The organism is Acetivibrio cellulolyticus CD2 (assembly GCF_000179595.2).
Lineage (GTDB): Bacteria > Bacillota > Clostridia > Acetivibrionales > Acetivibrionaceae > Acetivibrio > Acetivibrio cellulolyticus.
The window spans coordinates 1,124,481-1,147,376 of record NZ_JH556659.1; the positions used below are offsets into that span (position 1 = coordinate 1,124,481).

A 22,896-nucleotide genomic window follows, 5' to 3' on the forward strand; every position below is an offset into this window, starting at 1 on the left:
TAAACTTTCCCCCAAACCATTTTTTATAGAATACTGAAACAAAAAATATTATAACATACTTATTGGATTTATATCCACACTAATACTTATGTCATTCTTGCCCTGTTTTTGATAAAAACTGTCTGAAACCTGTGTTAGTATATCTATAAGTTTTTCCATCTCTTTGTATTTAATAACAATTCGCCACCTGTATTTGTTCTTTATTTTTGTTATTAAAGAACGCGAAGGACCTAGTATACTAAAATTATTACCCTCATCAGCAAAATATGAATCAACAAATTTCTTAACTTCTACGGCCTTGTTGTATACCAATCGATCATTTACTCCACTCAAAACAATAGATCCAATGTTTGTAAACGGAGGGTATATGAGCTTTTCTCTAACCATCAGCTCCTTTTCAAAAAAGCCGACATAATCCTGTGAACACGCACACTCGATACTATAATTTTCTGCATTATAGGTCTGAATAATAACTCTGCCTGGAATTTTACCTCTTCCAGCTCTTCCTGCCACCTGTGTTATAAGCTGGAATGTTCTTTCAGTTGCTCTAAAGTCACCGGTATTTAGAATGCTGTCCGCCGCAAGTACACCTACAAGGGTAACATTAGGAAAATCATGTCCCTTTGCTATCATTTGCGTACCAACCAGTATATTAATGTTTTTTTCACGAAAGTTCCTTAAAATATCCTCATGCGAGTTTTTGTAGGTTGTTGTATCCATATCCATTCTTAATACGGTACTTTCCTCAAAATGCTTTCTTATTTCATCCTCAATCTTCTGAGTCCCAGTTCCAAAGCCTCTTATATGCGGACTTTTGCATTTTGGACAGCTACTCACGTTTTTAATGGTATACCCGCAATAGTGGCATATCAATCTTTCATCATATGAATGGTAGGTCATTGATACATCACATTTAGGACACTTCAATACATATCCGCAGTTACGACATAGCACAAAAGATGCATAACCCCGCCTGTTTAGAAAAATAATAGTCTGCTCTTTTCTTTTTATATTCTCTCTCATCTCACAAGAAAGTGCCCTGCTGAATATTGACCTGTTTCCCTCATCAAGCTCGCATCTCATATCTACAACTTCTACTTTGGGAAGAGTCAAATTATTGGCACGTTTAACCATTGTAAAAAGTGAAATTTCGCTCGAAACTGCCCTGTAATAGTTCTCTATCGAAGGTGTGGCAGATCCATACATAAGTATGGCATTCTCATTTTTGCAACGTTCCCTTGCCACCTCAACAGCATGGTACTTTGGAGAAATTTCCGACTTATATGAATTTTCATGTTCCTCATCTATAATTATAATTCCAAGGTTATCAAACGGTGCAAACACTGCTGATCTTGCCCCAACTGCAACCTTTATATTACCCGACTTAATCAGCCTCCACTGGTCATACCTTTCTCCTAAGGATAACCGGCTATGAAGTACAGCTACATATTCTCCAAATCTTCCTTTAAATCTTTCCACCATCTGGGGAGTCAAAGAAATCTCCGGCACAAGCACAATAGCTTGCTTTCCAGCATTTATTGCGTGATCGATAAGCTGCAGATACACCTCAGTCTTTCCGCTTCCCGTTATACCGTGCAGCAATACCTCGTTAAAGGCTTTGCTATCCAACATTTCTTTTACTTTAACTAAAATATGTTCCTGTTCTTCTGTTGGCCTTAACGGACTGGTTCTCTCAAAAGTCCTGTTGTTGTACGGATCTCTTGTAACTTCTATATCTTTAAACCCTATGTATCCATATTTATTAAGGGTATCCAATACACTCTTTGAAACACCCGCGAACCTTGCCAGATCTGTTACTGAAATATGCTCATTTTCCAAAAGCATTTCAAGTATTCTTACCTGTTTTATACTTCTCAGCCTGTTTCCTTCTATGTCTTCGAGCACTTCTTCAATAGGTTTTATAAGGTATGCAACCTTAACTAACTTTTCACTGACCTTTGACCCAAATTCTTCACTAACGGCTACACACCCAAGCTCCTCTAATTTGCTTAAATACTTTGATATACCCTTAATATTTGTTTCAGAGCTTAAATCATCATATTCAAGTTCCCCTCCAAAATCCATCAGTTTTTGAAGAATTTTATTATAATTTCCCTTTAAAGCATTGTCAAATTTAAGAAGTCTTACCGTCTTACAACTTACCATGCCTGTCCCTGGAGGAAGCAAACATTTAAACACATCAGAGTATGTACTTATATATCTATGTCTCATCCAATGCGCCAGCTTTATCATATTTATATCAACAACAGAACTTTTGTCTATAACTTCACTTATTTCCTTCAAGTCCTGCATATCGCTTTCACTTAAAACGCCCACAACATACCCTTCCCTGAGCCTGTTGGATTTACCAAAAGGTACAATCACCCGTATCCCAGGAGTTACATTACTAATATAATTGTCAGGTATCATATAGTGATATACCCTGTCAAACTGCCTTGTAGAATTGCTTATTACAATTTCAGCAATATTATTCATCATTGATCCCTTCACAGTAAAAATCCTTTTTATATTATAACAACTAATATTAATCCTAATCAATCATTTTAGAAAGTGTGCAATATAAAATTCCATAAAAAAATATAAAGTGGAACAGCAAACAAATAAGCTATTCCACTTAAATACTCATTACACACTATGTCAAATTAACTGCCTTCATAGGCTGTCAAAGTCCCGAAACATTTAATCCCCATTCAATTTTAGGACATTTAATCCCAAAATTTCTCAATAATACGCCTTGATAAAATCCGGCATGGATTGCGGGTCACCTTCAATAGAAAAATGAAACTCAATATTAAACTTGGATGAAAGCTTATCAACTTCTTCAAAAAAGCCACTTAAAGTTTCAATTTCATCCTCAATAATCCCGGTGATGTCATCAACAAACACACCCTTAATGTCATAATCTTCAGAAATAATTCCGCATAAAAACCCTAGAAAAGAACACGCTCTGTTTATCCTCACAGGAAACTCTGATAAATTGATGAACCTAACCTTATGTTTCAAATCGTACATAGACTGGCCAGTTCCATCAATAAACACTACATCGCCAGAATTTTCCGATGCCAGATTATTTGCAGTCTCTACTAAAACTCTGGTCTTACCAACACCTTTTTTTCCGCAAATCACTTTAATCATCAATATCAATCCTCCTTTTTTATACTTTCTCAAGGTACAGGACATACCCAACACACCTTTTTCAAAAATCTTCTGCACCCTAAGTAAATATTTTCGTATTTCTTAAAGCCTTTTCCAAAAAGTTGCTGCAAAGTCCTACAAAAAGCCCCATAATAACCCCTGATATAAGAAGTACCGGAAGAATTGTATAAACCACTATATCTTTCATCACAAAGCTTGCAATAACTACCTGCCCAAGATTATGACAAACTGCCCCTGCAATACTTATACCTATAATACTAAATACCTTAGAACCCCTCTTGTATAAGAAATACATTACAATTGCACTTAGCAGCCCTCCTGCTATACTAAAAAGGAAACCTGTCAGCCCTCCTCCAAAGATTGATGATAGTACACACCTGAGCAGGACTACTGCTAGAGCATCCTTTAGATCGAAAAATATAATCACTACAAGGGTAATTATATTTGCCAACCCCAACTTTACACCAGGTACTGGCACAAGAACCGGAATCCAGGATTCAATTATTGAAAGAACTAATGCTTGAGCCACCATCAACCCCAATATCACAATACGCTTTGTATTATTCACCCATGCTCCCATCTTTCCCAAAAAACATTTCCAAATGTCCGAATTCAATATATTTATTGCACAACACTAATATGTTACGACATCTACCTTTTCCGATTGACCCTCAATTTTAATTAAGGCACTGTTTGGAATGCATGCTGCCATATCTCCTCTTTCCGATAACCATCCAGTCTTTACACATAACTTATCAGGACATTGAGCCTCCTCAAATCTTATCCGACCTTTTTCCACAAGTACTACCTCATTATAGTATCCTGGAATTTCAATCTTCCTGGGCTCTGTAACAGTGTCTAGATCAATCTCCTCAATTACTCTGTCATTAACCTTAATAACCGCAACCTTATGCGTATTCTTCCCACCGCTTTTATATATTGATATACCGCCAAACGAAATAGCTATAATAGCTATAACAATAGCTACAAGTATGATATCACCTTTTTTCAACATATTCATACTCATTGCTCTCATCCTCAAATTCGAATATATCCTTTAGTCCTTCAGTTATATAAACCTTTTTATCGCTTGTTACAAAAACGGCCTCTACACCATCAAGCTTTTCAATCAAGTCCATACCCTTTTCCAGCCCTAAAACAAATGTAGCAGTTGATAACGCATCTGCATCAATCGAAAAGTCCGAGATTATTGTAGTACCTATAAGTCCTGAATTAGCAGGGTAACCTGTTTTCGGGTCAAGAATATGGTGGTATCTCACACCATCCTTTTCAAAATATCGTTCATAATCTCCGGAGCTAACTACAGCTTTATCTTTTACACCTACAATTCCAATATAAGAACCCTCAGGCCCCCTAGGATTTCTTATCCCTACTTTCCATGGACTTCCATCAGGTTTACCTCCCAATGTAACAACATTCCCTCCAAGGCTTATAAAAGCCGATTCAACACTCTGTTCCCAATATATTTCCATTGCCTCATCGGCCGCAAAACCTTTCGCAATTCCACCCAAATCAACTATTTGGCCAGATTTCTCAAGCTTTGCCATAGATCTGTTCTTATCAATTGTAATACTTCTATAATCAACAAGGCTCAACAAGCTATTTATCCTCTCCTTAGCAGGCACAGAAGGGTTATCCATAAATATCCCCCATTCCTTAACAAGCGGCCCTACTGTCACATCGAAAGCTCCCTGTCCTATTTCAGAAAACTCTTTAGCCTTCTCAAGTACAAATATGGCATCTTCGTTCAATTTTACAAAGTCTGTTCCCGAAGCGTTATTGAGCTTGTTTATTTCCCCTCCTGCTTTAGTTATAGTCATATCGCTTTCAATTTTTTTGATTCTATCCATTACCTGCTTACCGATTTCTTCTCCATTCTTATTATAGATCCTCTGCGTAATTACAGTTCCCATAGCAAAGTCTGTAATTTCATATGGAGCAGATTTAGAACTGCCACATGCTGTCATGGATATTGCCGCAAACATAATTAATATAATTAACCAGTTTTTTCTCATAATTGTTTCTCCATTTAGGGCGTTTCCAAAAAATCCTTATCCCGGAAAATATTTTGTAAAACGCCAATTGAAAAGTATTTAACTTCGTTCTGCTTCAACAAAATAAAGCTCCACAACCCACTTGGAGCACTCATTATTTTTTTGCCACCATATCACCTTACTATTTATTGCCTTATATTGAATACTTTAAACACCCACAAAAACCCCTCGGATTAATTATCCTATATAATAGCATAATTATATTATCTTTACAAAACCGTGTCAAACAAAAGCCCCTTTGTAAATAAAACTTATCTTACTTAAGTACATGTTAAAAGCTTAAAACAGATAAAATAAAGTGATGACACTCGATCATCACTTTTTTATTCTTAAGGTTCATCAGTAGTATTCTCTTGCTCATTTTCATTTTCATTTTCATCCTTACTTTGCTCTTCAGAGCAGATTTCCATCTTGGAAACCGAAACCTCATAAGCCACCTTTGTCATCACTTCGCCATTTTCCAGCTTCTTCTGGTATTCTCTGCTTTGAATCCTTCCCCAAACTTTTATATTGTCGCCGATCTCCAGGTTTGATGAATATCTTGCATTTCTCCCCCACGATATACATGGAATATAATCTGATTTATTGTAAGGCCTGTTTACTGCCAACAATATATCAGTTATTTCCCTTCCAAAAGGAGTTGTTCGATATACAGGCTTTTTGCAGATAAAGCCGTTAAGATATATCTGATTGGGATTCTTTATTTTCCTTTCATCCTCAAGAAAATTGATTTCCCTGGCAAAAACCGTCAAAATAAGTTTACTTCCTTCCGTATTACCGTTGAAATTATTATATGACCGGAATTGCCCTTCAACCTCAATAAACTTACCAATCTCTAAACACTCTCTGGAAATCAAACGCTCTGAAACAGTCACGCTTATTTTATCGTAACTATCACTTAGTCTGGGCACTTCGAGCGAAAAAGAGTAAAACCCTTCACCGTATACCTCATGGCTAAATTCTGCTTCAGTTGCTATCTTACCGGAAATGGTCACCATGTTGTTCTCAATGATGTTTCCGACCATCCGACCCCCACACTCCTCTCTTAGGCTTGCGTACATTAAATATTTATCTAATGTAATGTTTATTCGCAATGGGTAGATTTTAGAATTACTTTATATATAAATATTAAATCTTTAAAGTTATATCCGGAGATTCACAGTATAATTATCTTAACATATAGATAACGAACACTAAAGTTAAATCTATTTAGCACTTAAACGTTATCTAATTTAGATGAAAACATCCTTTAGATTTAGTTTTAGAGTTTTTCATCTATACTATTATCGGTTTATTTCTAATTATATTACACAATTTTAAACTTGCAAATCCCCGAAATCACATTTTTATATAATAATCTCTTTAGTTTCTTCTAATTGTTCAGTGAATTTAAATCTACACCATTTACCAGAGCAAATGTAGCTGCAGCTAAAACATTATACGGATCATACATGTCAGGTTGAGTTTTAACTATAAATTCCTGTGGTTCAATTACGTTTCCGTTTCTTGCAAACACAGTCCGCTGCAAACAGCACATTATATTGTTTTTTGCTACTAGATCGCCTACGCTTGATGTGGTTATACTGGCCTTAAGGTTAAAGCCATATGTTATGATATAATGCTTGATTCCATTTAGAAAATTAGAAAGTTCGTTGTCATCAGCATTGACTATTGCAATGCCTTTTTCATCTAAAAGTGAGAATGCTTTTCTCATTGATTCCTTATAAGCATCAGAAATAGACTCTTTAAAATCATCGGATTTATCAGTGAAAATTATTATATCAAATTTCAAGTAATCAAAAATTTCTTTATCGAGATCAAAGATATTTACCTTCAGTATTAAAATATCCGTATTATTCTTCAATAGCTCGGACAAATATGCTTTGAATCTCTTACTGTCAAGATTTGTCAAACTTTTCGAATCCACAAAACTAAACCTCTTTTTTGAGGCAGAAAAGATTGAATTAATGAGATCGGCTGTGCTTTCCTTATTACTTTGACTAATAATGCCAGCTATTAGCACTTGTTTAACCCCATTTCTTGTGATAATTGTAATTTTATAATGTACTTTTTTTTGATTTTTTATGTAAAACATTATAATACCAACTTTATTCCTTCTTTATCTGCCTTCCTTCATCATTGATCTCATAATTCTCCTTCAAAATTAATTCAGATACAGGAACAAGCTCAAAGCCTTGACTTTTTAGTGATGTAATAATTGATGGCAAAAGCTTCGCTGTATGTGGAGTGTCATTATGAAACAAAATAATCGAGCCATTATTTACCTTCTTTAAAACTCTGTTATGTATTTCCTCAGAGGTTATGCCAGGTTTCCAATCAAGGGAATCCACATCCCATTGTATCGTATACTCATTATACTCCCTAGCTATCCTTACAACACTATTGTTATAGTCGCCATAAGGTGCTCTGAAAAGATCAGGTTTCTTCCCGGTAATTTTCTTTATCACATCATCACATTTGGCTATCTCAGATCTGATTGTACTATTGTCAATTGCTCCCATACGTAAATGCGCATATGAATGATTGGCAACATCATGCCCGTTCTCCGATAACATTTTTACTGCATCAGGATATTTTTCCGCCCAATTACCTACTAAGAAGAAACTTGCCCTGACATTCTGCTCCCTCAAAGTATTTATGATTTCCGGTATATCATTAGCCTCCCAAGCACAATCAAATGTAATAGAAGCTCTCTTTTGATTACACTCTACAGAGTATATTGGCAGGTCACGTTTCTGCTCAAATACCTCTGCCATTTCTTCTTTTGATAAAAAAATGCCAGTAAGTATGGTAAGTCCTGCAATCACTAATAATGCATACTTATACATGGCGTTTATTTTTATAGTGTATAATTTCATCTTTTCTCCCTGAATGTCCTTAATTATCCTAAATAAATAATATTCATACTTTTAAGTTTATAGAATTAAAATTTGAGACACAATATTTTATAATATAAAGTGTCTCAAACGCTCTTTTATCTATAATAGTATTTATCACAGTTATTAGTATCCTTTACTGGAGCTTTATTCTTTTGGCAGCCCTCGTCTTTTGGATAGCTATTTGCATCTTCTTCCCAACCTTCAACGCCGTCTTCTTCTGTATTATAAACCTTTACATCGTTTACCCATACTTTTATTACATACCTTTTACCTGGTTCAAGCGGTCCAAAGAAGAACTGTCCACATTCATCCGTAAAAGCGTGTGTTATGGGCTTTAACGAGCATCGTTCGTCACAGTCTTTAGCCTTAAAAAGCTTAACTACTGCATCTTTAACAACTTTCCCTTTACAATCCTTGATAATACCAAATAACATACTTCTTGTTTCATCTTCCAATGTAATGACTGTATCTATTTGTTCATTCGGTTTTGGGATAAAAGAATATGTGGTAATTTTAGACCTCATAATCACATCCTCCTCAATAAATATCATTCTCACATATTTATAATCCACAATATGTAGCAGTTATAAAATATGTGAGAATTATTGAGGCAACTGTAAATAACCTTTAGTCCCGCCTTTCTTTACCATTCTCAATATTTTCAGCATTCATTATGACTTCCTGTTTCATTACACCGACTTTTTAAAACACAAGAAGCACATTTTGGTTTTTTGCCGGAACAACAATCGCTTCCAAGCTTTACTATAAGGGCATGAAACTGATTATACAAATCAACTTCCTCAGGCAGGTGCTTCATAAAGAACGCTTGGACGTCATGGTACTTCTCATCATTTTTGATAAAACCTAATCGCGAGAATATCCTTACGGTATAGGCATCCACAACAAATATCTTTTTATACCCTGCATATAATAATATTGAATCCGCAGTCTCCGGACCTATACCTCTGACCTTTAAAAGCATTTCTCTTAAAACGCCAAGCGGGGTTTTAAACATCTTGTCGAGGTTTCCTTCAAACTCTTCTACCACGAAGGCTACAACTGACTTAAGTATTACAGCTTTTCTGTTGAAAAATCCTGCAGGCTTTATTAATTCCTTGATTATCTCTATGTCACACTCATATAGTTTACCGGCATCCAACAAATTACTTTTCTTAAGGTTATCTATTGCTTTAACAACATTACTCCAAGATATAAACTGAGTTAACACCGCACCCACAATTACTTCAAACTGTGTTTTTGCTGGCCACCAGTGCTGATCTCCAAATTTTTCAAAGAGCAACCCATATATCTCAAGCAGTTGATCTGCTATTTTCTCACTGTCCAAATTATCACCCCCGTATGGTCACAATTATAATGCTAACATTTTATCACAGCTTTGGTAGTTTAAAAACTATAAATCAAAATCTCAGCGGCATTTAACCCCTCCTGATTTTGGAACGTTTGCTTTCCAAATTCCACAAACAAAAAAGCAGACAGAAATTTACTTTCCATCTACTTTAATTATTCCTTTAGCCCAAAATTATAGCCGAAGTTACATTTTTAGAATCCCCAGAAAACACTAATCTCCTGAAATGCTTAAAGTCTTAGCCTTAACACCTTCAATACCGTTTAGTTCGTCCTCCAAATCCGTTATTTCGCCTTTATCTCCACCTACTTGAAGTAATACCAGACCTTCCTCCGAACAAACATCTCCGGCCTCGTGAAGCCCAAGCCTCATTTTTATTGAGCAGCCATGTTTTGTAAAGACTTCCTGAACCGTTGGAGCCTTTTTGGAACGATGATTAATAACTACTGCCATGATATTATACTCGCTCATATATCACTTTCCTCCTCAAAATTATTCAATATAAATATACCCAATCATTTATTATTCTAAAACATTAATATAAAATATACTACAATAAGAGAACAAAAATACAATACACTCATATAATACTATAGATGCAATTAGGGATGCTGAAAGTATAATTTCGGCTATTCCTTAGCTTCAAATAATTTGCTCGGCAAAGGTGCCTTCTTAATTGGGGTACCTTTTTATTTTTGACTTGGGAGATGATGAAACAATGTGTGGAATAGCTGGATGGATAAACCTGAAAGAAGATTTACGTCAAAAAGAAGAAATTATGAACTCAATGATCAAAACGTTAGCAAACCGCGGCCCCGACGCATCAGGAACATGGTTTTCTCCGAATGCACTTTTAGCCCACAAACGCCTTATAGTAGTTGATCCCGCTGGGGGCAGCCAGCCAATGACCCGGCAATATGGTGAAAATGAATATGTTATCACATATAATGGTGAGCTTTATAACACAGTTGACTTAAGACAAGAACTAGAAGCAAAGGGACACATTTTCAGAAGTAATTCCGATACCGAAGTACTGCTTGTATCGTATATCGAATGGGGTCCAACATGTGTTGAGTACCTTAACGGTATATATGCTTTTGCAATATGGAGTGAAAAAGACCGCAGCCTGTTTATGGCACGTGATAGATTTGGTGTCAAACCATTATTTTATACTTCTTCCGGAGATTCTCTCATATTTGCATCCGAATTAAAAGCTATACTGTCAAATCCGCTCATCAAGCATGAAGTAGCCTCAGATGGCTTGGCTGAAATATTTACCCTTGGCCCAGCAAGAACACCCGGCCATGGTGTATTCAAAAATATCTATGAGGTCAAACCTGCCCACTGCATACTTTTTGATGTGAACGGTCTGCATGATAGAAAGTACTGGGCTTTGGAAAGCAAACCGCATACCGACAGCCTTGACACCACCATTGATAAAGTACGCGAACTTGTACTTGATGCTATTAACCGCCAACTTGTAGCTGATGTACCCATCTGCACTTTCCTTTCAGGGGGACTGGATTCAAGTATTATTTCTGCTGTAGCCGCAAATTCCTTTAAAAACAATGGAAAGGGACAACTTCACACTTTTTCAATCGATTATGTAGATAATGATGCATACTTCAAACCAAGTTTATTTCAGCCTAATTCAGATGCACCATGGGTAAAAAGGCTTTCCGATGAAATAAACTCCTGCCATCACTACATAGAATTCGATACTCCGAATGTTGTAGACGCACTTACTGATGCAGTGAAGGCCAGGGATTTGCCAGGTATGGCGGATATTGATTCATCCTTATGGCTTTTTTGCAAGGAAGTTAAAAAACATGCTGTTGTTGCTCTATCAGGTGAGTGTGCAGATGAGATATTTGGCGGTTATCCATGGTTCTATAACCCTGAAATGCTAAACTCCAACACATTTCCATGGTCAAGATCGGTAAAGGAAAGAATATGTATACTCGCACCAGGTATATTACAAAACATTGATGGTGAGGAATATGTTAAACAAAGGTATATTGAAACCCTTGCAGAAGCGCCTGTATTAGCCCAGGAGGAAAAACATGAAAAGCGCACGCGTGAGATGATGTATTTAAATATCGTATGGTTTATGGCAACACTTTTAGACCGTAAAGACAGAATGTCCATGGCGACAGGTTTGGAAGTACGTGTACCTTTCTGCGACCATCGTATAGTTGAATATTTATGGAATGTTCCCTGGGAAGTTAAGTACCTCGATCAAAGGGAAAAGGGATTGCTGCGTCGTGCAATGAAAGGGATATTGCCTGATGATGTATTGTTCCGCAAAAAAAGTCCTTACCCTAAAACGCATAACCCTGCATATTTGGGAGCCGTAAAAAATTGGTTACAGAAGATTATTGATGACCCATCATCACCTCTACTTCAAGTAATTAACCGCAAACGGATACAGGAGATTATTGACACTGATGGTGCAGCCTTCGGAGTACCATGGTATGGTCAATTGATGACTGGACCTCAACTCTTTGCATATCTTATACAAGTCGATATATGGATGAGGGAGTATAAGGTTAGTATTATATAGACTATTGTTTTAATATTACAAATTACAAAAAATCCCTGATAAATCAAGGTTTATTGGGGATTCTATAATATAAGCAGTTTTTCTATTTTGATTCAGACTATTACTATTCTTCGAATATTCTAGTTAGAGAATAGTCTATTTGAATGCCTTTTTCTAACTAACAAAATTACTAATCTATAGGCTAAAAAAGCTATTAAAATAAAGGAATTGATAACAAATAAAAACTGTACTCTAAAAATTTTCAAAAACATATATGTAAAAGGTATGCTTATAAGTTTGCCAACATTACACAAGAAGTCATTACACGCTGTAACTCTTCCAACAAAACCTTTTTTGGTCTCAATAAGCAGAAATGAACCCAAAAGAATCCACAATAGAGATAGCGCCGTACCTTCTATTAATTGCAACATTATTATTGAATGTAAGTCATTTAAAACGCTATATAAAAGCCATATAACTGAAACTGCAAATATAAACAGGTAGGTGTTTGCAACTTTAGTCTTTTTTGTTTTCCTTGCAAATATCATTGATACAAACATAGCAACAAGATTTGTTCCGTATAATATTGACAGCATAATGCTCCAACCTTTGCTTGTTATACCAAGCGTATCAAAAGCAAAGGAATAAAAAGTAATATTGATTGAAGTTATTGCCAAGCTCATAACAAACCCGATCTCAAGCAGTTCGGCAATACGCTGGAACTTTAAACTGTAACAAAAGCTTTCCTTAATATCTACCCAAATACCATAAATCGATAGCTTCCCATAACATGATACATAACTTTTCTTACACTTTACAAATATAATTATCATAGCTGAAGTAAAAAAGGATAAGCTGTTTACAGTAAACGCCATGTTCAATCCCCACACTCCAACCCCAATCCCCGCAATGAGTGTACCAAATATAAAAGCTGCTCCAAATACTCCACTTTGCAGTGAACTGGCTACTATTAAGTCTTTACTATCTACAACACTTGTAATTACTTTATTTCGGGCCGGATTATAAAGAATGTCCAACGAGTTAAGTAAAAATATAAGAATATAAATTACACCTACATTGCAATTAATTGTAAACAACATTACAATTATTCCTCTTAGAATGTCAATTATAATTAATATACGTTTACCTGAAAATATATCACCTAAAACACCTGCGATGGGCGATAAAAATAAACTTGCAAGGGGCGTACATATTAATGCATAACTTGCAGCCAATCCTGAACCTGTTATTTTTACAAGCAACATAGTAGCAGCAACCGCCTGGAAAGCATCTCCAAAGTTTGATATACCCTGACTAAACAATAAAAGCATAAACGGTTTGTTTGTTATTATTCTTGCATTTTTATTATTAAGTGACATAGTTAAACCCCTTTTAATGTATACAAATAGATATTATTAAAAGCATTGAACTAATATAACCACATATTTGATATACCTCAACAGTAACCATATTTATAGGATTATGTCTCATACTTTTGTGATTAAGAATATTTTTAATAGCTTGTATTTAAGTCTAAAAGTTCTATTCTTAAAATAATAATTTTAAGGGGGTGAAAAATTTGTTCGTTGTTATTAAATTGAAAGCCAAGAATATAGTAATGTATACTATAGCAATAATAGCCTTTCTTATATGTTTCATGCTCGTTACAGAGCAATGTATAACCTCTTTTTATGCAAATAAAGCTAAGCCTCAATACCTTATTGTCATTTATATTGATGAGAAGAAACTATATTTGTTTGAAAACGAAGAGTGTATCAAAAAATATCCTATTGCTTCAGGCATGCCTGGTTGGCCTTCTCCTATAGGAAGTTGGAAGATAGTAACAAAAGATGATTGGGGTGAAGGGTTTGGTGGGCGCTGGTTGGGCCTTAATGTTAAATGGGGCAGGTATGGTATTCATGGAACATCTGAAGAATATACTATCGGAAGTGCTGCCAGCCATGGATGTATCCGCATGTTTAATAAAGACATAAAGGAACTATATAATATAGTTCCTCTCGGTACGAATGTAATTATAAAAAACGGAAGTTTTGGACCGTTTGGTACAGGATTCAGAGAGCTGCTTCCTGGTGACAGGGGAGCTGATGTTCTTGCCGTTCAACAAAAACTAAAAACTTTAGGATACTTCCATAGCAAAGAAACTGGAATATATGAAGACGATTTAAAATACGCCTTACATAAATTCCAGAAAGATAAAAAACTCGAGGTTAAAAATGCAATTACCCGTGCAGATTACCATGCCATGGGGTTTAGAGAGTTTGAATAGCAAACATTAATCTGCGCTTTAAACTATTTATTTTTTTCAATAATATATGACATTGGGTTGTAATAACTTTTACCAAGCTCTTTGATAGCTGTTGTGCCATCTGGGTTTTCAATTGTCACCCAGGATCTAACAACTCCGCCATCCATGCCTTCAAGGATAACTTTTTCCGTACCGGCAGGCAAACTTGTGTTTGTTTTATATATTTTCTCAGCCTGATATACTTTAAGAGTTTCATGGTGCCACTGTACTTTTGGGGGCTTTGTTTTCCCGTAAAATCCGATATACAGTGTGTTATCAACTCCCTGCGCCCAAATAAGTATTGGAAATGTTGTATTATTTTTAAATTTAAAATCTTTTGCTCCATAAGAAACTGTAGCATCTTGTCCATAAGGTACATATGGTACAGGCATATTATGGTTATACCTTTCTACAACCTGCAGATTGCTTAAAATGGCAACATTATATAGTGTAGAAGCAATCTTGCAAACTCCCCCACCTACCGTAGTTATAAGTTGAGTACCGGCATATGTCGGTCCTTTTTGAAATCCCCTATCCAGTGTGTATGGGCCCACCTTTTGGTTTTGTGAAAACACTTCACCCGTTTTTACTATTGTTCCTGCCAAATAACGGGCTGCGAGATGTACATTATCTTCTTCCCCAGGGAGTGGGTCACGTAAAACTGTTTTGTACCCTGCCAGGAGTTCATTACAATCATTCGTCGTTTGAACTGCTTTAAACTTGTCATCATTTTCCCATGGAAACGATGAAGTTTCTCCTGACTTTATTGATTCAACAGTTAAACTTTTAGGGCCATTTTCATTATTCAGGTCTGACTTTTCTGGACCAGTAGTCTCAGCTCTTAATATAGCATCGCTATTAATATTATTGTTTGAATAGTTTATCTGCTCTGCTTTGGCATTTGATAAATTCCTATCAGACTCTATCCCATTTGTAGAATACCCGTTACTGCATGAAATAATTGAAAATGCTAACATGATTATTAAAAAAAACAAAATATGTTTACTTCTCATGTTTCAAATTTCTCCTTTTTGAAAATTTCCCAAAGATTCATTAAGGAACGCTGAAAATATAGCTTAGGCTGTAATCTCAGCATTCCTTAATAAAATATCCATGCCAATTTGTATTTTTTGCATTTCATATAATATTACTCAAAAATAATCTTCCAGTTCTAAAATAATGCCATCAGTCATATTCTGAAAGTAACGAAGCGAAAAAAGTACAAGGGGAAAAAAATGCAAAAATTTGCAGGGGGAAAGAGTCCAATGGTTTTCGTATTGTCAATTATAGGAATGATTTGTTGGGGTGTAGCACCAATATTCGTAAAATTAGGCTTAAAGAATATTGACCCTTTGCTAGGGTTAGCCATAAGGACTATGTTCACTGCCATACTTATTACAGGATGGATGTTTTTTAGCGGAAATATATCAAACGTAAAAAGCATTTCCTCTTATACATTAATTTTGTTGGCAATAGAAGCAATCTTGGCAACACTAATTGGAGATCTTTCATATTTTGCAGCTATTAAAAGGGGTTCCGTTTCATTAGTAACCATAATTATGTCAAGCTCACCTTTAGTAACTATGCTATGTTCAGTTTTATTTTTAGGAGAACAAATTACCACATGGCGGTTAATTGGTGCCGGTTTTATAATTGCAGGTATTACACTTATATTATAAACTCAACTTTCCCACAGCATTTTGGGCTCTTTGCTGCTTACGCAGCATTGCTCGCTGCGGTCAAAAAGTAAACTTTTTTCCCTTAACATGCGAGCAACCAGAGCCTCAAAATGCTAAATGTGGGAAAGTTGAGTTATAAATATATAAAATTAGGCCTTTCCCCTTAAGAAAAGACCTACTCAATATAAATCTTATGTTTTCATTATTACTAGCTGTTTGATCATTTTTGAATTACAACCTTTGTTCCAACTTTAACGTAATCATAAAAGTCTTCTACTGAGCTATTGCTCAAACCTACACAACCCCAAGTCCAATCACTTCCTAATTCAGCAGTACTTCCACCGTGTATTCCGACACCGCCGCCTAAAGAAGTGTTCTGCGGAGTAGTTTGAAAGTTTTTGAATGCAGTTACTATCTCTTCATATATACTACTGCTAATTATCCCATCTTCAAGTCCACGTTCTGCATCTTCGATATTTGGATAACTTAGTCTCATCCATCTTGAACCCAGATATTCGTCTGCTGGATCTAAAATTGACTTTTCCGATATATAAAATGTTCCTTCAGGTGTCTTATGATCACCTGAAATTTCCTTATCCCCTAAATCGCTATCTCCTAACTCGACATGGTATGACTTTAGAAGTTTTCCATTACTTATCAAGCTTAGAACATGATCGGATTTATCAACATAAATCTCTAACCCATAAGTTTGAATATCAATACCCTTCTCATTTATTATATCACTAAGTGGCCTTTGCTGGTTTATCGGAGTTTCTTGAACCGCTTCAGCTGTCTTGGTATCTGACTTTAATGGATCCTCCTGTTTTAAAGCATCTATATCCACGTTATATTTATTGGTTGTAGTATGAAAGTAACCTCCAACCTTTGCTATATACTGATTTGTGTTCAAAAAAGCCTTTGCAGCTGAAAAAGAACCCGGGAATGCCGCAAGTATAATTGTAACAATACCTGCTCCAAATAATACATAAGCGATTCTTCTTAAAATTGGCCTCTTTATCATTTTTATCACCCCTACATATTGAAAAAAATAGTATTTTTGTATAGCTCGACTATTCTAACACATCAAGCATTACCCCTTCCAATGTAATATAAGGAAAAAGCATTAAGAAACCATATAGTAAAACCTTTTGCAAATCGGGCTGCAGCTGGTATAGGTTTTTCCAAAAGATAAATTACAGAAGTTTTAAGCCAACTTTATTATAAGAAAGTTTACAATAAGTGAAGTAGACAGCCACATTTTTTCCTCACTTATAATAAAATATTATAGAAAAATAAAAGTAGGGGATGGAAATGGAAACATTAACTTTAGGCTCCACAGGTCCAAACGTGAAGTTAATTCAAAGTCTGCTTAATAGAATAGGTTATAATGCAGGTCCAGTTGACGGAAAATTGGGACTCCAAACACAGCAGGCAATCAAAGCTTTTCAAAGAAACTACGGCCTTGTTCCCGATGGTGTTGTTGGCCCAGCTACATGGAGGATATTTGAAAGATTTCTTTTGGGCTATGATATTTATACCATCCAACCTGGTGATACTTTAAATAATATTGCCAGAAAGTATTACACAACTTTAAACGCTATATTAACTGCAAACCCTGGAATAAACCCAAATGCCCTAACTATAGGACAGCGGATTACTGTACCCTATGGAATAGATATTGTGTATACAGATATTGATTATACATATGATATTTTAGAAAGACAAATACAAGGACTTAGGGTAAGATATCCATTTATCGAAGTCGGCTCTGCTGGCAACAGTGTTATGGGCAAAATGTTATATACTATAAGACTAGGAAGAGGTTCCAATCAGGTTTCCTATAATGCCTCCCACCATGGAAACGAGTGGATTACTACACCGTTATTAATGAAATTTATCGAAAACTTTGCAAAGGCATATTCAGGTGGCAGAACTCTAGGAGGCTATAGCACCACCAATATTTGGAACCGCAGCAGTATATATATTGTCCCGATGGTTAACCCTGACGGAGTTGACCTTGTAAACTATTGGCCAAATTATTCAAATTCCACTTATATTCAGGCATCCCGCCTGAATACCACAGGACTGCCTTTACCAAGAGTATGGAAGGCAAATATACGTGGAACTGACCTGAATTTAAACTATCCTGCAGGTTGGGAAAACGAACATGAACTTGAGCTTCAACAAGGAATTACCGGTCCAGCTCCAAGAGACTATGGCGGACCTTTTCCGCTGTCCGAACCTGAATCTGCTGGCATGGTCAGCTTCACCAGACAACATAACTTTAGACTGGTTATAGCATACCATACGCAGGGTGAGGTTATATATTACCAATATGATAATCTTATGCCTCCCGAATCACTAAGAATTGCCCAACTGTTTTCAAGGGTAAGCGGTTATGCTATTTCACAAAACCCTGGTGAAGCATCTTATGCAGGATACAAAGACTGGTTTATACAGGATTTCAGGCGTCCCGGTTTTACTATCGAGGTTGGAAAAGGTGTAAATCCTTTACCAATAACCCAATTTCCTAAAATATATCAGCAAAATGAAGAAATTCTATTACTTGGCGCTCTGGTTTAATTCTCCGTTAATAAAATCTTTACATCATTTAGACCCTCCCAATTTTAGGATATTTGCTTCGCAAATTCCTCAAATAAAAAACCAACCATCATTTTCTGAGGTTGGTTTTTTATTTATTTGCCAAGTACTCTTATATAGTTTACATATGAATCAAAGGTAAGCGGACCAGCAGTTTTATGAATACTTACAGCACTCATATCCGCTCCTACTACCATTGCTGTCAATGGGAAATCGTCATGAAATGACATATGAGCCCCATGCGCTTCATCAACTAAAACAGCCATCCATTAAAATACCTGAACCATATTTTTATTTAAAGTAATTTACACCTGCTTCAAAAAGCTTCTGATCCTTCTCTCCTGGAACATTTTTAACTACATTGGTTCCAATTCTCTCGGAGTGCCCCATCTTCCCAAGAACTCTTCCATCAGGACTTGTTATTCCCTCTATTGCTTCAAAAGAACCGTTAGGATTAAACCGTATGTCATAACTCGAATTACCATCAAGATCTACATACTGTGTCGCTATTTGGCCATTCTTTTCTAAAGCTTTAAGCACCTCTTCACTTGCCACGAATCTTCCTTCACCATGTGACACTGCTATAGAGTGAATGTCACCAACTTTAAGGTTGCTAAACCATGGGGACAGTGTAGATGATACTCTAGTATTTACCATACAGGAAACGTGGCGTCCGATTGTATTAAAGGTCAATGTAGGGCTTTCATCAGTCAGATCCCTTATTTCGCCATAAGGAACCAACCCCAGCTTGATAAGAGCTTGGAATCCGTTACATATACCAAGCATTAACCCATCTCTTTCTTTTAACAAACGCATAACCGCATCCTTAACCTTAGGATTTCTAAATGCTGTAGCGATGAACTTACCTGAACCATCAGGTTCGTCTCCTCCGCTGAAACCTCCGGGGATCATTATGATTTGGGAATTATCAATCGTCTTAGCCATTAAATCCACGGATTTATCTATTTCAGAAGATGACAAATTCTTAATAACAAATATTTCCGCCTGTCCACCAGCTCTTTCAAATGCTTTTGCAGTATCATATTCGCAATTGGTTCCTGGGAATACCGGTATAAATATCCTCGGCTTTGCATATGAAACTTTAGGTCTTGAAGTATTTCTTATTTCATACCCATATTGCTTTGGTTTACTATTAACAGGCTCTGTCCTGGTTGGGAAAATCTTTTCCAATGGTTCTTCCCAATTTTCGATCAAACTCTTTATGCTCATACTTACACCGTTTAAGTCAATAGCTTCCTTCTTTTGAGTAGTACCAAGGACTTCATAATCAATACCGGCAAACAATGTGCTTAAATCTTCATTCTTATTTATTTCCAGAACTATTGACCCGTATTCTGGAGCAAACAGCTTGTTAACCGGTAAGTCTCCCTTAAATGTAAAGCCTATCATATTTCCAAAACTCATTTTGCTTATTGCCTCTACTAGCCCACCTGACCTTACAGTCTGTGCTGCCAAAACTTTTCCGGCACTCATTATTTCATTTATTCTAGTATAGTTTTTATCCAAATTATCAAAATCCGGCAATTCATTTGCATCTCTCTTTAATGCTACAAGTACTACATTACTGTCAATATTCTTAAACTCTGTTGAAACAACATTTCTCACATCTACGATATCTACTGCAAAGGAAACAAGAGTAGGAGGAACATTCATATCCTTAAAGGTTCCAGACATACTATCTTTTCCGCCTATTGCAGGTATACCAAGTTTCATCTGTGCATAGTAAGCACCCAAAAGTGCACTGAAAGGTTTGCCCCAACGCTTCGGATCCTTTCCAAGCTTTTCAAAATATTCCTGTAAGGTAAGTCTTGCAGTCTTGTAGTTTCCTCCCATAGCAACTATTTTTGCTACCGATTCAACCACTGCAAACACAGCTCCATGGAAAGGACTCCATTTAGCTATTAGCGGATTATACCCATAAGTCATTATTGTACCTGTAGTTGTATCTCCATTCAATACAGGAATTTTTGCAGCCATTCCTTCTGCAGGACTTAACTGACACTTCCCTCCAAACGGCATCAGAACAGACCCTGCTCCAATAGAAGCATCAAATCTTTCAATCAGTCCCTTCTGGCTGCACACATTAAGGTCCTTTAACGTATCAACCCACTTCTGTTCTAAGTCCTTCGCATTTTGCTCGCTCAATGCTGCCTTGAAGTAGGTATTGTCTTCTGAAGGCGCAGTTATAATAATATTGGAGTTTTGCTTAACCCCGTTAGTATTTAAAAACTCCCTGCTTAAACTAACTATGGTCTTTCCTCTCCAAACCATAGACAATCTTGGCTCAGCAGTCACATCAGCAACCGTTGATGCTTCAAGGTTCTCATCTCTTGCAGCTTCAATAAATTTAACTACGTCCTCTTTTTTAACAACAACAGCCATTCTCTCTTGAGACTCAGATATAGCTAGCTCTGTTCCATCCAAACCTTCATACTTTTTAGGCACCGAATCCAAATTAATCTTAAGACCATCTGCCAACTCCCCTATAGCAACAGAAACTCCTCCAGCTCCAAAGTCATTACACCTTTTTATCATAGTACTAACTTCAGGCCTTCTAAATAGTCTCTGAATTTTTCTTTCAGTAGGAGGATTACCCTTTTGTACTTCAGCTCCGCAAGTAAGCAATGACTCTTCCGTATGCTCCTTTGAAGACCCTGTTGCTCCTCCACAGCCGTCACGGCCTGTCCTTCCGCCTAATAGAATGATTACATCACCAGCTTCAGGCGTTTCTCTGACAACATTTTTCTTTGGTGCTGCACCAATAACTGCTCCGATTTCCATTCTCTTAGTCACATAATCTTCGTCATATATTTCTGCTACCTGACCTGTGGCAAGACCGATCTGATTTCCGTATGAACTATACCCTGAAGCAGCTCCGGTTGTTATCTTCCTCTGTGGAAGTTTACCCGGTATCGTATCTTGAATACTGGTTCTTGGGTCTCCACTTCCTGTAACACGCATAGCCTGATAAACATAGGACCTTCCTGATAACGGATCTCTTATTGCTCCGCCCAGACAAGTCGCTGCTCCACCAAATGGTTCAATTTCAGTAGGATGGTTATGTGTTTCATTTTTGAACATCACCAGCCACTCTTCGTTATTTCCGTTTACATCAACATTTACTACTATACTGCATGCATTTATCTCATCAGACTCATCAAGATCTTCCAAACTTCCCTTTTTCCTAAGTTCCTTCATTGCAATTGTTGCAATATCCATGAGGCAGACATCCTTTTGCCTGTCTCCATACACATACTTCCTTGATTCAAGATAGCTCTCATAAGCATTCTTTATAGGTGCACTAAATTTACCATCCTCAATCTCGATACTCTGAATATTTGTGAGGAATGTTGTATGACGGCAGTGGTCAGACCAGTAAGTATCAATAACCCTTATTTCAGTATAGGTCGGATCTCTCTTTTCCGTATCTCTAAAATACTTCTGGCAAAACTCAAGATCCTCTAGTGACATCGCAAGGCCCATTTCATCCATAAAGTCCTTAAGCTCATCAAAATTCTTATTTATAAAGCCATTCAAGATTTTTACATCAGCAGGTATACTAACTTCGACCTCCAAAGAAGCAGGCTTTTCCATAGATGCTTCGTGGCTTTCAACAGGGTTTATCAAATAACTCTTTGCCTTTTCATATTCACTGTCTGATACTTCACCCTCTAAAACAACAAGCTTCGCAACTTTAGTATTTGGTCTTTCACCATGAGTAAGTATCTGCACACATTGAGAAGCAGAATCAGCTCTCTGGTCATATTGTCCTGGCAAATATTCGATAGCTATGACCCTACTCCCACTATTTATGTCAATTTTTTCATCAAAAACCTCATCAACAGGCGGCTCTGAAAATATTGTCCTCTTCGAACTCTCAAACTCCTCATCGGATATACCTTCAATATCATACCTGTTTATTATCCTTACACTATTTAAACCTCCTATACCGAGATTGTATTTCAAGTCGCGGTATAGGCTGCCAGCTTCTACATCGAAACCTTTTTTCTTTTCTACGAAAATTCTTCTAACATTATTAATCATTTTTCTACCTCTTTTCAATCAATAATAAAATTATATTTTTGCAAAGCTCATTTTACATATATAAATTCAAATGTTGCAAAATAATGTCCATCTATATAAACTGCGCTTCTTAATATAATTTCTTTTGTGCAGCTTATATATTACATGTATTATTATAGTATGATACAATGAATAAGTAAAATTAAT

At 36.4% G+C, this 22,896-nt stretch carries 20 protein-coding genes; 4 read left to right on the top strand and 16 right to left on the bottom strand.

The genetic code is table 11. The annotated features are described in order from the left end of the window. Window positions 1-48 precede the first annotated feature (48 nt). The 11 genes from priA to ACECE_RS0224990 form a co-directional block, all read right to left on the bottom strand. Window positions 49-2,496, bottom strand: a complete 2,448-nt coding sequence (priA, locus tag ACECE_RS0224940) for a primosomal protein N' (RefSeq protein ID WP_010252413.1) — start codon at window positions 2,494-2,496, stop codon at window positions 49-51. 246 nt (window positions 2,497-2,742) lie between these two features. Then, window positions 2,743-3,156 carry a hypothetical protein gene (locus ACECE_RS0224945; protein WP_010252415.1) on the bottom strand — a complete coding sequence of 138 codons (414 nt, stop codon included), beginning with the start codon at window positions 3,154-3,156 and terminating at the stop codon, window positions 2,743-2,745. Window positions 3,157-3,235: 79 nt separating this feature from the next. After that, window positions 3,236-3,757 carry a Gx transporter family protein gene (locus ACECE_RS0224950; RefSeq protein WP_026073997.1) on the bottom strand — a complete coding sequence of 174 codons (522 nt, stop codon included), beginning with the start codon at window positions 3,755-3,757 and terminating at the stop codon, window positions 3,236-3,238. 54 nt (window positions 3,758-3,811) lie between these two features. Then, window positions 3,812-4,204 carry a NusG domain II-containing protein gene (locus ACECE_RS0224955; protein WP_010252419.1) on the bottom strand — a complete coding sequence of 131 codons (393 nt, stop codon included), beginning with the start codon at window positions 4,202-4,204 and terminating at the stop codon, window positions 3,812-3,814. Continuing rightward, the gene (locus ACECE_RS0224960) at window positions 4,176-5,213 is read right to left on the bottom strand and encodes an FAD:protein FMN transferase (RefSeq protein ID WP_010252421.1); all 1,038 of its coding nucleotides are present in this window, start codon (window positions 5,211-5,213) and stop codon (window positions 4,176-4,178) included. Before ACECE_RS0224960 ends, ACECE_RS0224955 begins: the two co-directional genes overlap by 29 nt. 368 nt (window positions 5,214-5,581) lie before the next feature. Next, on the bottom strand, window positions 5,582-6,277 hold the full coding sequence (locus ACECE_RS0224965; RefSeq protein WP_010252423.1) for a single-stranded DNA-binding protein: 696 nt from the start codon (window positions 6,275-6,277) through the stop codon (window positions 5,582-5,584). 347 nt (window positions 6,278-6,624) lie between these two features. Next, complete coding sequence (locus tag ACECE_RS0224970) at window positions 6,625-7,347, bottom strand: Mur ligase family protein (RefSeq protein WP_010252425.1); 723 nt, start codon at window positions 7,345-7,347, stop codon at window positions 6,625-6,627. Window positions 7,348-7,360: 13 nt separating this feature from the next. Next, on the bottom strand, window positions 7,361-8,131 hold the full coding sequence (locus ACECE_RS0224975; RefSeq protein WP_010252427.1) for a polysaccharide deacetylase family protein: 771 nt from the start codon (window positions 8,129-8,131) through the stop codon (window positions 7,361-7,363). A 116-nt stretch (window positions 8,132-8,247) separates the two neighbouring features. Further along, window positions 8,248-8,676, bottom strand: coding sequence for a hypothetical protein (locus ACECE_RS28805; RefSeq protein ID WP_010252429.1), 429 nt, complete (start codon window positions 8,674-8,676; stop codon window positions 8,248-8,250). A gap of 137 nt (window positions 8,677-8,813) precedes the next feature. Continuing rightward, window positions 8,814-9,497, bottom strand: a complete 684-nt coding sequence (locus ACECE_RS0224985) for an endonuclease III domain-containing protein (RefSeq protein WP_010252431.1) — start codon at window positions 9,495-9,497, stop codon at window positions 8,814-8,816. 234 nt (window positions 9,498-9,731) lie between these two features. After that, window positions 9,732-9,989, bottom strand: coding sequence for a hypothetical protein (locus ACECE_RS0224990; RefSeq protein WP_010252432.1), 258 nt, complete (start codon window positions 9,987-9,989; stop codon window positions 9,732-9,734). Window positions 9,990-10,236: 247 nt separating this feature from the next. Here ACECE_RS0224990 and asnB point away from each other — a divergent pair, with 247 nt between their 5' ends. Next, window positions 10,237-12,081 carry an asparagine synthase (glutamine-hydrolyzing) gene (gene asnB / locus ACECE_RS0224995; RefSeq protein WP_026073999.1) on the top strand — a complete coding sequence of 615 codons (1,845 nt, stop codon included), beginning with the start codon at window positions 10,237-10,239 and terminating at the stop codon, window positions 12,079-12,081. Window positions 12,082-12,200: 119 nt separating this feature from the next. Here the strand turns inward: asnB and ACECE_RS0225000 are convergent, their stop codons facing one another. Continuing rightward, window positions 12,201-13,439: an MFS transporter gene (locus ACECE_RS0225000; RefSeq protein WP_010252436.1), complete on the bottom strand. Its 1,239-nt coding sequence runs from the start codon at window positions 13,437-13,439 to the stop codon at window positions 12,201-12,203. Between the two features lie 191 nt (window positions 13,440-13,630). Between ACECE_RS0225000 and ACECE_RS0225005 the strand changes: the two genes are divergently transcribed. After that, window positions 13,631-14,347, top strand: coding sequence for a L,D-transpeptidase family protein (locus tag ACECE_RS0225005; protein ID WP_235716004.1), 717 nt, complete (start codon window positions 13,631-13,633; stop codon window positions 14,345-14,347). A 23-nt stretch (window positions 14,348-14,370) separates the two neighbouring features. Here the strand turns inward: ACECE_RS0225005 and ACECE_RS0225010 are convergent, their stop codons facing one another. Beyond that, window positions 14,371-15,378, bottom strand: a complete 1,008-nt coding sequence (locus ACECE_RS0225010) for a VanW family protein (protein WP_010252438.1) — start codon at window positions 15,376-15,378, stop codon at window positions 14,371-14,373. A gap of 222 nt (window positions 15,379-15,600) precedes the next feature. Between ACECE_RS0225010 and ACECE_RS0225015 the strand changes: the two genes are divergently transcribed. After that, the gene (locus tag ACECE_RS0225015) at window positions 15,601-16,044 is read left to right on the top strand and encodes an EamA family transporter (protein ID WP_010252439.1); all 444 of its coding nucleotides are present in this window, start codon (window positions 15,601-15,603) and stop codon (window positions 16,042-16,044) included. Window positions 16,045-16,264: 220 nt separating this feature from the next. Here ACECE_RS0225015 and ACECE_RS29855 read toward each other — a convergent pair whose 3' ends face one another. Continuing rightward, the gene (locus tag ACECE_RS29855; protein WP_010252440.1) at window positions 16,265-17,065 is read right to left on the bottom strand and encodes a L,D-transpeptidase; all 801 of its coding nucleotides are present in this window, start codon (window positions 17,063-17,065) and stop codon (window positions 16,265-16,267) included. 290 nt (window positions 17,066-17,355) lie between these two features. Between ACECE_RS29855 and ACECE_RS0225025 the strand changes: the two genes are divergently transcribed. Then, the gene (locus ACECE_RS0225025; RefSeq protein WP_010252441.1) at window positions 17,356-18,627 is read left to right on the top strand and encodes a M14 family metallopeptidase; all 1,272 of its coding nucleotides are present in this window, start codon (window positions 17,356-17,358) and stop codon (window positions 18,625-18,627) included. 113 nt (window positions 18,628-18,740) lie between these two features. Here ACECE_RS0225025 and ACECE_RS30805 read toward each other — a convergent pair whose 3' ends face one another. After that, the gene (locus tag ACECE_RS30805) at window positions 18,741-18,911 is read right to left on the bottom strand and encodes an orn/lys/arg decarboxylase major region (RefSeq protein ID WP_010252442.1); all 171 of its coding nucleotides are present in this window, start codon (window positions 18,909-18,911) and stop codon (window positions 18,741-18,743) included. Window positions 18,912-18,936: 25 nt separating this feature from the next. After that, on the bottom strand, window positions 18,937-22,710 hold the full coding sequence (locus ACECE_RS0225035; RefSeq protein ID WP_010252443.1) for a phosphoribosylformylglycinamidine synthase: 3,774 nt from the start codon (window positions 22,708-22,710) through the stop codon (window positions 18,937-18,939). Window positions 22,711-22,896 lie beyond the last annotated feature (186 nt).